The organism is Aeromonas sp. FDAARGOS 1411 (assembly GCF_019047125.1).
In the GTDB taxonomy this organism is placed as follows: domain Bacteria; phylum Pseudomonadota; class Gammaproteobacteria; order Enterobacterales; family Aeromonadaceae; genus Aeromonas; species Aeromonas veronii.
On the sequence record NZ_CP077214.1, the window covers coordinates 3,152,501 to 3,165,201 of the forward strand.

Consider the following 12,701-nt stretch of genomic DNA (forward strand, 5'->3'; position numbering starts at 1 on the left):
TGCCCTCAAAGAAGTGTTTCTCAACAACTTTATCAAGTTCAACAAGCCGCAGGATCGCCTGTTCGCCGGTCAGATCGATCGGATGTCCCGCTTCACCCTGCGCTACGAGGCGCTGGTCAACCAGCACCAGCGTCGTCGCAACCCGACTCGCGGTCTGGCCGGTGGCCGGGTCAGCCTGATCCCGCACCAGCTCTATATCGCCCACGAGGTGGGTCACCGCTACGCTCCACGCGTACTGCTGGCCGATGAGGTGGGTCTGGGCAAGACCATCGAAGCGGGCATGATCATTCATCAGCAGCTGCTCTCCGGCCGCGCCCATCGGGTGCTGATCCTGCTGCCCGAAACCTTGCAGCACCAGTGGCTGGTCGAGATGTTGCGCCGCTTCAACCTGCACTTCTCCCTGTTTGACGAGGAGCGCTGCATCGAGGCATTTGCCGATGCGGAGAACCCCTTCGAGACCGAACAGCTGGTGATCTGCAGCCTCGACTTCCTGCGCAAGAAGCGCCGTCGCTTCGAGCAGGTGCTGGAAGCCGAGTGGGATCTGCTGGTTGTCGACGAAGCGCACCATCTGGAGTGGAGTGAAGAGGCGCCGAGCCGTGCCTATGAGATGGTGGAAGCGCTGGCTGAGCAGGTGCCGGGCGTACTGCTGCTGACCGCAACCCCGGATCAGCTGGGCCACCAGAGCCACTTTGCACGTCTGCGCCTGCTCGATCCCGAGCGTTTCTACGACTACGAGGCCTTCCTCGCCGAGGAGCAGGCCTATGGTCAGGTCGCCAGCGCCGCACAAGAGCTGCTGGATGGCGAGACCCTGAGCGATGAAGCCAGACAGATCCTCGCCAGCCAGCTGGAAGGGCTGGACTTGAGCGATGCGACTGCACGCCAGCAGGCGGTAGCCAAGCTGCTGGACCAGCATGGCACCGGCCGGGTGCTGTTCCGCAACAGCCGCGCCAATATTCAAGGCTTCCCCGAGCGTCACCTCAACGTCTACCCCATGCCGCTGCCGGAGCAGTACAAGACTGCCATCAAGGTGATGGGCATGATGGGTGGCAACGGTGGCGATCTGCAGACCCGCGCCCTGCGCTACCTCTATCCCGAGAAGATCTTCCAGCAGTTCGAAGGCGACAACGCCACCTGGACCCAGTTTGACCCGCGAGTCGAATGGTTGCTGGAGCTGCTGCTCTCAGCCCGTCAGCAGAAGGTGCTGGTGATCTGCTCCGAAGCGGCCACCGCCATCGCGCTGGAAGAGGCGCTACGCACCCGTGAAGGGATCCGTGGTGCCGTGTTCCACGAAGGGATGTCGATCCTCGAGCGGGACAAGGCCTCCGCCTATTTCGCCCAGCAAGAGGGTGGCGCCCAGGTGCTGCTCTGCTCCGAGATCGGTTCAGAGGGTCGCAACTTCCAGTTTGCCAGCCATCTGGTGCTGTTCGATCTGCCCCTCAACCCGGATCTGCTGGAGCAGCGTATCGGCCGACTGGATCGTATCGGTCAGCAGAATACCGTCGAGATCCACGTTCCCTATCTGGAAGGGACTGCCCAGCGCGCCCTGCAGCTCTGGTATCACGATGGTCTGGACGCGTTCGAGCAGACCTGCCCGACTGCCCGCCCGGTATTCGAAGCGGTACGTGACGAGCTGTTCGAGCTGCTGGCCGCCAACACCGGCGATCAGGCAGCCCTCGACGCCCTGCTGGTCAAGACCCGCGAACTGCACGAGCCGCTCAAGGCACGACTGGAGCAGGGCCGCGATCGCCTGCTGGAGATCCACTCCAGCGGTGGCGCCGCCGCCCAGCAACTGGTCGACAAGCTGGCCGCCGAAGATGACGACACCGGCATGATCTCCTTCGCTCTCAAGATGTTCGACGAGATCGGCGTCAATCAGGATGACCGTGGCGAGAATGCGCTGGTGCTGACTCCCGGGGATCACATGCTGGTCTCCAGCTTCCCGGGCCTGCCGCAAGACGGCATGACCATCACCTTCGATCGTAACACCGCCCTGTCGCGGGATGACATGGCGCTGCTCTCCTGGGATCACCCCATGATGCGCGGCGGTATCGACCTGATCCTGGGCTCCGAGATCGGTGCCACCTCGGTCGCACTGCTCAAGAACAAGGCGCTGCCCATCGGCTCCATCCTGCTTGAGCTGATCTTCGTTGCCGAGTCTGCGGCCCATCCCCAGCTCTACCGCTTCATGCCGCCGACGCCGATCCGTCTGCTGATGGACAAGAACGGCCAGAATCTGGGTGAGAAAGTGGCGTTCGATGCCTTCAACCGCCAGCTGACTCCGGTCAATCGCCACCTCGGCAGCAAGCTGGTCACCGCGTCCCAACCGGTGATCCACGGTCTGATTGGCAAGGGCCAGGCCATTGCCGAAGAGCTGAAAGCCGGGATTGTCGACAAGGCCCGCGCCCAGATGGCGCAGACCCTGCAGCAGGATCTGGATCGTCTGGAAGCGCTCAAGGCGGTCAACCCGAACGTGCGCGACAGCGAACTGGATTATCTGCGCAATCTGCAGGCAGAATTGCACCACCTGATCGATCAGACCCAACTCAAGCTGGATGCAATCCGCTTTATCGTGGTCACCCATAACTGACAAGGTACCGACCGACAGCGGCCAGACCCAGCTCAAACTGGATACCCAAGGCCGCTTTGTCGTGGTTACCCATAACTGATGGGGGCTTGCCCCCACCTTCTGATGCGAGACATTTATGTTTGAATACTCACCGCCTCTGGAACCCTGGCTCGATATCCTGTTCAAGGACAAGGACATCATGGTGGTCAACAAGCCCACTGGCCTGCTAAGCGTCCCCGGGCGCGGCCCCGAGAATGAAGACAGCGTCCTGCATCGGGTGAAACAACAGCACCCCAAGGCGGCGGCAGCTCATCGCCTCGACATGTCCACCACTGGCGTCATCGTCATTCCTCTCAATCCCAACTCTCATCGGGAGCTGAGTCGGCAATTTCGCGAGCGGGAGACCGAGAAGCACTACCTCGCCTGGGTGTGGGGTGAGCCGGAGGCAGAGTCGGGTCAGGTAGATCTACCGCTCTGCGTCGACTGGCCCAACCGCCCGAAACAGAAAGTTGACCACGAAGAGGGGCGTCACGCCCTGACCCTGTGGCAGAAACTGAAGGTGGAGAACGGCAACAGTCTGATCAAGTTGACCCCCATCACAGGTCGCTCGCACCAGTTGCGCGTCCATATGCTGGAGCTGGGGCACCCGATCCTGGGTGACAACCTCTATGCCCATCCGGATGCGCTGGCGGCGGCACCGCACCTTTATCTGCATGCGGCCAGTCTGACCATCAGCCACCCCCGCAGCGGCGAGCGGATGACCTTCGAGGCGCCAGCCCCTTTCCCGGTCTGATCCCGCAAATCGCAGAGATAAAAAAGCCCCCATCGCGAGATGGGGGCTTTTTCATTAGGGTCAGACGCGAATATCGATCTTGCTTCCCAGAGAAGCGCTGGCCGATGTCGGTGCAACCGGCGCTGATTGCGCTGCGTTTTGCAGCAGCTTCAGCGCAGCTTCGCCCTCTTGGGTCTGCTGTTTCTTGGCCAGACTGGCCGTCATCAGAGCAGAACCAAACGACGCATTTGCAGAACTTGATATATCCATAGGGTTCCTCCTGCACTCAACAGTATCGACCAAGCGGCCCCGAACATAAGCACTGAATGCAAAACAATCTGAAAGTCGCTTTTCTATCAGTCAGATAGCAATTGCATTCATGGCCCCTGCTCACCGCTGGATGACGCCTTCAAGCTCCTGTGCCGTCATCGGCCGAAGCACCTTGCAAGGGTTGCCGGCCGCCACCACATTGGCGGGCACATCTTTGGTCACCACCGAGCCGGCACCGATGACGCTGTTGTCACCGATGGTGACGCCGGGGCAGATAACCGTACTGCCGCCAATCCAGACGTTGTGACCGATCCGCACCGGCTTGCCAAATTCCACCCCCTTGATGCGTGACGCCACCGCCACCGGGTGAGCGGCGGTGTAGATCTGCACCCCGGGCGCCAGCAGCACGTTGTCGCCGATGTGCACCTCGCAGACGTCGAGGATGGTGCAGCCTACGTTGGCGTAGAAGTTCTCGCCGACGAAGATGTTGGCACCATAGTCGCAGAAGAATGGCGGATTGATGGCACACTCCTGGCCGCGGCCACCGAGCAGCTCGTGCAGCAAAGCATCCCGCGCCGGTTTCTCCTGCCAGCAGGTGTTGAAGGTGTGATAAAGCCTTCGGCAGCGCTCACGTGCCGCTTTGAGCTCGGGATCGCCCGCGTCATAGGGCTCCCCCGCCACCATCTTCTGCCACTCGGCACCGCGCACCACTTTCGTCATCGCCTACTCCATCAGCCAGATCAGGGATTCATAAGGGCGCAGCATACCCGATTGCGGTCGGGCCGGGCTATCGGGGTAGTTGCCGAGCAGCAGCCGACCTTGCCCGCTTTGCAACTCAGCAGGCAAGGCAAACTCCACCGGCTCGCCGTAGAAGTTGCTCACCACCAGCAGGGTCTGACCGTTGGCACGGCGGGCATAGGCCCAGATCTGCGGGTGCCCGGTCAGCAGCTCCTGATAATCCCCCTGAGTGAAGATGGGGTGCACCTTGCGAAGGGCGATGAGATCCCGATAGTGCCAGAACACCGAGTGCTGGTCGGCCAGCGCCGCCTCGGCATTGATCTCGGAATAGTTGGCAGCTGGCTTGAGCCAGGGCGTCCCTTGGGTGAAACCGGCATTGGCCGCAACGCTCCACTGCATCGGGGTGCGCGAGTTGTCGCGGGACTTGGCACCGAGAATCGCGAGGATCTCGGCCTCGCTCATCCCTTCCGCCTGCTTGATGGCGAAGATGTTGCGGCTCTCCACATCCTGATAGTCATCGATGCGCTGATAGCCGGGGTTGGTCATGCCGATCTCCTCCCCCTGATAGATGTAGGGGGTGCCCTGCAAACCGTGCAGCGTGCTGGCCAGCATCTTGGCGGCTACAACTCTATGCTCGCCCTCATCGCCGAAACGGGAGACGATGCGCGGTTGGTCGTGATTGCACCAGAACAGCGCCGACCACCCCTTGCCGTGCATGCCGCTCTGCCAGTGGTTGAAGATGCGCTTGAGTTCGAGGAAGTCGAACGGCGCCTTGGTCCACTTGTCGCCGTTGGGGTAATCCACCTTCAGATGGTGGAAGTTGAACACCATGGAGAGCTCGGAGCCATCGAGGGCGCCATAGCGCTGGCAGTGCTCCAGCGAAGTAGAGGACATCTCCCCCACCGTCATTGCGCCGACAGGAGCAAACACGTCACGGCTCACATCCTGCAAAAATTCGTGGATGCGCGGCCCGTCGGTATAGAAGCGGCGGCCATCGCCTATCTCGTCGTTGGGGAACGCCTGATCCTTGGAAATAAGGTTGATGACGTCGAGGCGGAAACCGTCCACCCCCTTCTTGGCCCAGAAGTGGATGATCTTTTTCACCTCGGCGCGCACTGCAGGATTTTCCCAGTTGAGATCCGCCTGCTCGCGGGCAAACAGGTGCAGGTAGTACTGACCGGTGGCGGGATCCAGCTCCCAGGCGCTGCCACCAAACTTGGATTGCCAGTTGTTGGGCACGCCGCCATCCACCGGATCGCGCCAGATGTAGTAGTCGCGGTAGGGGCTGTTTTTATCCCCCAGCGCCGACTTGAACCAGGCGTGCTCGGTGGAGGTGTGGTTGACCACGATATCCATCACGATGCGGATATCGCGCGCGTGGGCGGCGGCCAGCAGCGCCTCGAAGTCAGCCATGGTGCCGTAGGCGGGGTCGATGGCAAGGTAGTCGGCGATGTCGTAGCCGTTGTCCACCTGCGGGGAGACGTAGACAGGGGTCAGCCAAAGGGCATCGACCCCCAGGGTTTTGAGATAGTCGAGGCGCGCCATGATCCCCTTGAGGTCGCCGGTGCCACGGGCCGCGGAATCCTGAAAGCTCTTGGGGTAAATCTGGTAAATCACGGCACTCTGCCACCAGGGTGTTTGGCTCATGGGTCTTTCTCTTGTCTCGAATATGAAATGGAGAGGGCGACCCGCGGGTCGCCCTGATAATCAGTGTCAGGCGCTGGCTTGGGCCAACTTGCCAGCGGCTTGCTGGCGCTTGTAGACCAGCAGGGTCAGCACCACCGGCACCACGATGGCGACCAGCATGGCGATGGCAAATACCGCCCAGTATTGCGGCTGGATGGAGAGGATGCCCGGCAGGCCCCCGACCCCGATGCCGTTGGCCATCACCCCGGCGAAACCGCAGATGAGGGCGGCAAGGCTGGACCCCACCATGGCGCACAACATGGGGAACTTGTACTTGAGGTTGATACCGTACATCGCCGGTTCGGTCACCCCGAGGTAGGCGGAGATGGCAGCAGGCACCGAGATCTCCCGCTCGTTCTCCTTGCGGCTAATCAGAATGATGCCGACAACCGCAGACGCCTGAGCGATGTTGGAGAGGGCGATCAGCGGCCAAATCGGGGTGCCACCCATGCTCTGCATCAGTTGCAGATCCACCGCGTTGGTAGTGTGGTGGATGCCGGTGATGACCAGCGGCGCGTAGAGGAAACCGAACAGGGCGGCACCGATGGGAGCGAAGGAGCCGGTCATGGCGGCCTTGGCAGCGAAACCGACGCCATCACCAATCCAGCGACCGAACGGGCCGATAAAGGCGTGGGCCACGATCACTGCCAGCAGCAGCGAGACAAACGGCACAATCACCAGATAGAGGTAAGCCGGAATGATCCGCTTGAGATTGGTCTCAACCCAGGCGAGGAAGACACCCGCCAGCAGCGCCGGAATGACCTGGGCCTGATAACCCACCTTCTGGATCACGAACAGGCCGAAGTCCCACACCTCGGGAGTCTGCTGACCAATACCGTAGGCGTTCATCAATTGCGGCGACACCAGCGTCACCCCCAGCACGATACCCAAGATCTCGGAGCCACCCATCTTCTTCACTGCAGACCAGCAAACACCGACCGGCAGGAAGTGGAAAATCGCCTCGCCCAGCAGCCAGAGGAAGGCGTGTACCTGAGCCCAGAACTGGCTGATCTCGGTGAGGGTGTGAGTGCCATCGTCGAACATCTTGATGTCGCCGATGACGTTGCGAAAGCCCAGGATCAGACCACCGGTGATGATGGCGGGCAGCAGCGGAACGAAGATCTCCGCCAGATGGGAGATACCCCGCTCCAGCGGGTTCATGTTCTGGCGCGCCGCCTGCTTGGCGGTCTCCTTGCTGCCACCGCTGACGCCGAGCTGTTCGGTCAGCGCCTTGTACCACTGCTCCACCTCGTTGCCGATCACCACCTGGAACTGACCGCCCTGGGTGAAGCTTCCCTTCACTGCCGGAATGGTTTCGATGGCCTTGCTGTCGGCCTTGGCCGGATCGTTCAGGACGAAGCGCAACCGGGTCAGGCAGTGGCTGACGGTGGCGATGTTCTCCTTGCCGCCGATCTTGTCGATCAGGGTGGCAAGCTGCTGTGCGTTGATCTTGGACATGGGTCTTCCCTCTGTGACGCCATTGAATAGTGGTCTGTATCGCCCTTTTGAGCCAGTCTGTCGGCCGGAGCGTTTTTGGTATCGTTCCCATTTAGCATGCCGACAATCTGGCCAGATCGAAATGGGAACGTTCCCAATTCGTGGCCAGCATCACAAAAAGCGCACTTTTTGTTCAATCGGAAGTGATGGGGCTCACAGGGTTCAACAGGGGGCGATTGTCACCAGCGGAGGCTGATCCTGCTCAATCTGACCGAGCAGCTGACGCGCCGCCTGCTCCCCCGCCCCCTTGTAGCCAAGATCGAGACTGAGGGCGTTGGGGAAGAGGAAGCTGAGCATGGGGTTGTTGCCAAGGCCGGTCACCAGCACCTCGCTACGCCCTTGTTCTTGCAGGTATTTTGCCGCACCAATGGCGAGGGTGTCGCTGGCGCAGACCAGCGCCTGGGTGGAAGGCGTCAGCAGCTCGGCCGCCAGCCGGTAGCCGCTCTGCAGGCTGAGATCGCCGAGGGCGCTGCGCGGGCACAACCCCTGCTCTGCGCAGTAAGCGAGATAAGCATCTAGGCGGCGCTGGCCGGTGGTGAGATCCGAGGTATCCACCCCCAGATAGGCGATGTCGTGGGCGCCACGGCTTGCCAGCTGCGCCAGCATGGTGCGCACCGCACCGGCGTCGTCAAAGCAGACCGAGGAGAAACCGGGATGTTCACGGGCGACCAGCACCAGCTTCTCTTTCAGCGACGCCATGGCGGCATAGTCCAAGTCATTGAAGGCGAACAGGATAATGCCATCCACTCCGCGCCGCTCCAGCACCGCCAGATGCTCCTGCACCTTGGCGGGGGAGAACTTGCTCTCCATCAGCACAGCATCGTAGCCACGCTGGTAGAGGGTCTCCAGCATGCCGCGCACCGCCTGATTCTCCGAGCTGGAGTCGAGCCGCGAGACGATGATCCCCACCACCTGCTGGCTCTGGCTGCGCATGGCCCGCGCCGATTTGCTCGGCACGAAGCCGTGCTCGGCGATGATCTGCTCCACCCGCTCGCGGGTCTCCTGCTTCACCTTGGGATCCTGATTAAGCACCCGGGAGACGGTAGACTTGCCGACGCCACTCAGTCTGGCGATATCGAGGATGGTCAGTTTCTTGTCCATGAATTGGCTCACAGGAGGCTAGGCGGTGGAATTGCCCACATTGTTGTGATTAACCCCTGTGAATACAAGCCCATGGCGTTAGAATGCCCTTTTTGCCCCGCCGTCAGGGTGTGTGGGCACAGCACAGGATGCCCATCATGGATCTGCTGGCCAGTCTGCTCTTCTCCCTCTCCATCACAGGCCCCATCTGCGTGGTGCTGCTGCTCGGCATCTTGCTCAAGCGGTTGGGGCTTTTGCCGGATCCCTTCACCGAATCCGCCTCGCGACTGGTGTTTCAGGTCACCCTGCCCGCTCTGCTCTTTCTCAGTATTCTGGGTACCAACTTCGCCACCATGCCGAGCCTCTGGTTTATCGGCTATGGCCTGCTCGCCACCGTTATCAGCTATCTGGTACTGGAGCTGTTGGCCGGACGTTTTATCGGGGAGCAGCGGCTGCGCGGCATCTTCGTGCAGGGGAGCTTTCGCGGCAACAGCGCCATTATCGGGCTCGCCTATGTGCAGAACGCTTACGGCCACGAGGGGTTGGGTGCGGCGGCCTTCTATGTCGGCGCGGTGACCGTGCTCTACAACATTCTCGCGGTGATCACCCTCACCCGCAGTCTCGGCGGTGCCACCGGCATTCGCCCCATCCTGCTCGGCATCATCAAGAATCCGCTGATCATCGCTATTGTGGCGGCGCTTCCGTTTACCCTGCTCGGTATCAAGATGCCGCAACTGCTGCTCACCACCGGCAGCTACTTCGCCAACATGACGTTGCCGCTGGCGCTGCTCTGCACCGGTGCCTCTCTCAGCCTCGACGCCCTGCGCGGTGGGGCAGCCATTGCGGGCTGGGCCAACATCATGCGGCTCTGTCTCATTCCGGCTGCGTTCACTCTTGGGGCTGCCCTGCTCGGCTTCAGCCATCTGGAGCTGGGTATTCTGTTTCTCATCAGCGCCACTCCGACTGCCGCCGCCAGCTATGTGATGACCCGCGCCATGGGGGGCGACAGCGTGCTGGCCGCAAACATCATCGCCACCACCACCCTCGGCTCACTGCTCACCACTAGTCTGGGGGCAACTCTGATGAACTATCTGGGTCTTATGTACTGACGGCTTGACCTTGCCGGAGGCGGCAGCTTTAGGCTGGCGCTCATCAACAGAGGAGATATCCCATGACCATCGAACTCACCGTGTCCGGCATGTCCTGTGGTGGCTGCGCCGCCAGTCTGCAAAAAGCGCTGCTGGCCCAGCCTGCGGTCATCACCGCAACCGTCGATTTCGCCAGCAGCAAGGCCGTTATCGAGAGCGAGCTGAGCAAGGCAGAACTGATCGCCCTGATCGAAGCCAAGGGGTTCTCTGCGAGTTAAATTATCTCCATATAGGTATAAAACAGGTTAAAAATCTGTACTCACCTGTCTTTTGGTGAGTTTTATCACAGACCCGGGTTATTAAATGGGCAAACTTGCTGCGATTATTCCAACCATAAGGATTTGCAGCATGACCCTACCGATCCGCAAGACCCTGCTCGCCGCCGTCGTTGGCCTGACCCTCTCCCCCATGGCAATGGCCCTGCCCAACGTCCATATTCTGGCAACCGGCGGCACCATTGCCGGGGCTGGCCAGTCGGCTACCCAGTCCAACTACGAGGCTGGCAAGGTAGCCATCGAGACGCTGATCGCCGCGGTGCCCGAGATGAAGAACGTCGCTGACGTGCAGGGTGAGCAGGTGGTGAAGATCGGCTCCCAGGACATGAACGACGAGGTGTGGCTCAAGCTGGCCAAGCGGGTCAACGAGCTGCTGGCCAAGGATGACGTGGATGGCATCGTCATTACCCACGGCACCGACACCATGGAAGAGACCGCCTACTTCCTCAATCTGACCGTCAAGAGCGACAAGCCGGTGGTGCTGGTCGGCGCCATGCGCCCCTCCACCGCCATGAGTGCCGATGGCCCGCTCAACCTCTACAACGCCGTGGTGACCGCCTCCGACCCCGCCTCCAAGGGCCGTGGCGTGATGGTAGCGATGAACGACACAGTGCTCGATGCCCGCGACGTCACCAAGACCAACACCACCGGGGTGCAGACCTTCGCTTCCCCCAACTTTGGCCCGTTGGGTTACATCCACAACGGCAAGATCGACTATCAGCGCAGCCCGGCCCGCCTGCACACCAGCAAGACGCCGTTTGACGTGAGCAAGCTCGACAAGCTGCCGCAAGTGGGCATCGTCTACAGCTACGCCAACGCCACCGACTTGCCGGCCAAGGCGATGGTGGATGCCAAGTTCGACGGCATCGTCAGCGCCGGGGTGGGCAACGGCAACCTCTACCACACCCTGTTTGATACCCTGGCCAAGGCGAGCAAGGATGGCATCCGCGTCGTGCGCTCCGCCCGCGTGCCGACCGGCGCCACCACCCTGGATGCCGAGATCGATGATGCCAAGTACGGCTTCGTGGCCTCCGGGACTCTCAACCCGCAGAAAGCGCGGGTGCTGCTGATGCTCTCCCTGACCCAGAGCAAGGATCCAGCCCAGATCCAGCGTTGGTTCCAGCAGTTCTGATAAGGCGTTTCGGAACTGAGATGAGAAAGGGCGGGACTTCCCGCCCTTTTCCATCCTGACATGCCAGCTCGCCCATTACGCCGTTTGGCGGGGCCATCCCTCCCTTTTCCGGCCATCTTTTTCAGCCATCCCAGAGCGCTGTCATCAAATTAGCGAGCCGGATCACCCGCTTTCACAAGCGCATCGCCGCCAAATTCATTACACTGCCAGCGATCTTATCCACTCAAGGAGTGCTGTTGCTGTATGGAAATATTGATCCTGCTGGGATTGATTTTGCTTAATGGCGTCTTCGCCATGTCAGAAATCGCCATCGTCACCGCACGCAAGGCTCGCCTCGGCAAGCTTGCCTCTGAAGGCAACCGCTCCGCCGCCATTGCCCTCAAACTGGGCGAAGACCCGACCCATTTTCTCTCTGCCGTCCAAATCGGCATCACCAGCATAGGTCTGCTCAACGGTATCTACGGCGAATCCCTGCTGGCCCAGCCCTTCTCCCTCTGGTTGCAGGAGTGGGGGCTCCCGGCCAAGAGTAGTGGCCTGATCGCCACCATCATAGTGGTGGTGGTGGTTACTTATCTCTCCATTGTGGTGGGGGAGCTGGTGCCCAAGCGGCTCGGCCAGCTCAATGCCGAACGCATCGCCTGTCTGGTGGCCCGCCCGATGCACTGGCTCGCCACCCTGACCCGCCCCTTCGTCTGGCTGCTGTCGGCCTCCACCAATGCCAGCCTGCGGCTGCTGCGGGTCAACCAGAACGGCAGCGCCAACGTCACCGAGGAGGAGATCCACGCCATGCTGGTGGAGGGCTCTGAAGCCGGGGTGATCGAGGATCATGAACACACCATGCTGCGCAACGTCTTCCGTCTCGACGAGCGCAGCCTCTCCTCCCTGATGGTGCCGCGCAGCGATATCCGCTATCTGGATCTGGCGCTGCCGCTGGAGAGCAACCTGCAGCGACTGGTGGAGTATCGCCACAGCTATTTTCCGGTCTGCGACGGCAACCTGTCAGAATTGGTGGGTATCATCAATGTCAGCAAGGTGCTGCACGCCTATATCAAGGGGGAGCCCATCGATCTGGCTGCCCTGACCCAGGAGGGCAGCCTGCTGCCCGAGACCCTCAACGGCGTCGAGCTGCTCAACCACTTCCGCACCCACAGCGAACAGATGGCGCTGGTGGTGGACGAATATGGCGAGTTGCAGGGGCTGGTCACCCAGCAGGATCTGCTGGAGGCGCTGGCGGGGGATTTCCAGCAGGAGGATGGCGAGGACAACTGGGCCTTCCGGCGCGCCGACGGCAGCTGGCTGCTCGATGGCCTGATCCCGTTGCCGGAGTTGAAGGACTGTCTGGAGCTGGTTCGTCTGCCAGAAGAAGAAAAACATCACTATCACACCCTCGGAGGGCTTATCATGCTGCTCCTTGGTCGTGTTCCACAAACCGGAGACCTGGTGACACTGGAACAGTGGCAACTGGAAATTGTTGACATGGATGGCCTGCGCATCGACAAGGTGCTCGCCATGCCCTTGACCGATCAACCCAGCTAAC

General features: G+C 61.2%; 11 protein-coding genes (1 of these 11 cut by a window edge). 6 read left to right on the forward strand and 5 right to left on the reverse strand.

All coding sequences use genetic code 11. From position 1 onward, the window contains the following. On the forward strand, positions 1-2,587 hold the 3' portion of the coding sequence (rapA, locus tag I6L41_RS14155; protein WP_216959597.1) for an RNA polymerase-associated protein RapA. The gene continues 281 nt to the left of window position 1, outside the view; only the last 2,587 of its 2,868 coding nucleotides appear in the window; its start codon lies off the left edge, out of view; its stop codon occupies positions 2,585-2,587. A 115-nt stretch (positions 2,588-2,702) separates the two neighbouring features. Then, a complete protein-coding gene (rluA, locus tag I6L41_RS14160) occupies positions 2,703-3,359 on the forward strand; it encodes a bifunctional tRNA pseudouridine(32) synthase/23S rRNA pseudouridine(746) synthase RluA (RefSeq protein ID WP_069528708.1) in 657 nt (218 codons plus the stop codon). A 60-nt stretch (positions 3,360-3,419) separates the two neighbouring features. On the opposite strand, the gene I6L41_RS14165 is transcribed toward rluA, so the two are convergent. The 5 genes from I6L41_RS14165 to treR all read right to left on the reverse strand — a co-directional run bounded on the left by I6L41_RS14165 (position 3,420) and on the right by treR (position 8,630). Then, positions 3,420-3,608, reverse strand: a complete 189-nt coding sequence (locus I6L41_RS14165) for a hypothetical protein (protein WP_005336040.1) — start codon at positions 3,606-3,608, stop codon at positions 3,420-3,422. A 120-nt stretch (positions 3,609-3,728) separates the two neighbouring features. After that, complete coding sequence (locus I6L41_RS14170; protein ID WP_216959600.1) at positions 3,729-4,328, reverse strand: sugar O-acetyltransferase; 600 nt, start codon at positions 4,326-4,328, stop codon at positions 3,729-3,731. 3 nt (positions 4,329-4,331) lie between these two features. Next, complete coding sequence (gene treC / locus I6L41_RS14175) at positions 4,332-5,993, reverse strand: alpha,alpha-phosphotrehalase (RefSeq protein ID WP_216959602.1); 1,662 nt, start codon at positions 5,991-5,993, stop codon at positions 4,332-4,334. Positions 5,994-6,059: 66 nt separating this feature from the next. Next, positions 6,060-7,490, reverse strand: a complete 1,431-nt coding sequence (treB, locus tag I6L41_RS14180) for a PTS trehalose transporter subunit IIBC (protein ID WP_005336043.1) — start codon at positions 7,488-7,490, stop codon at positions 6,060-6,062. Between the two features lie 201 nt (positions 7,491-7,691). Further along, positions 7,692-8,630: a trehalose operon repressor TreR gene (treR, locus tag I6L41_RS14185; RefSeq protein ID WP_216959604.1), complete on the reverse strand. Its 939-nt coding sequence runs from the start codon at positions 8,628-8,630 to the stop codon at positions 7,692-7,694. A gap of 137 nt (positions 8,631-8,767) precedes the next feature. On the opposite strand from treR, the gene I6L41_RS14190 reads away from it, so the two are divergent. From I6L41_RS14190 to I6L41_RS14205, 4 genes are all read left to right on the forward strand, one after another. Beyond that, positions 8,768-9,718 carry an AEC family transporter gene (locus tag I6L41_RS14190; protein ID WP_216959606.1) on the forward strand — a complete coding sequence of 317 codons (951 nt, stop codon included), beginning with the start codon at positions 8,768-8,770 and terminating at the stop codon, positions 9,716-9,718. 62 nt (positions 9,719-9,780) lie between these two features. Further along, positions 9,781-9,975, forward strand: coding sequence for a heavy-metal-associated domain-containing protein (locus tag I6L41_RS14195; protein ID WP_005336048.1), 195 nt, complete (start codon positions 9,781-9,783; stop codon positions 9,973-9,975). A 130-nt stretch (positions 9,976-10,105) separates the two neighbouring features. Continuing rightward, complete coding sequence (gene ansB, locus I6L41_RS14200; protein ID WP_005348754.1) at positions 10,106-11,164, forward strand: L-asparaginase 2; 1,059 nt, start codon at positions 10,106-10,108, stop codon at positions 11,162-11,164. Positions 11,165-11,407: 243 nt separating this feature from the next. Continuing rightward, complete coding sequence (locus I6L41_RS14205; RefSeq protein WP_216947898.1) at positions 11,408-12,700, forward strand: hemolysin family protein; 1,293 nt, start codon at positions 11,408-11,410, stop codon at positions 12,698-12,700. The last annotated feature ends 1 nt before the right edge of the window (position 12,701 follow it).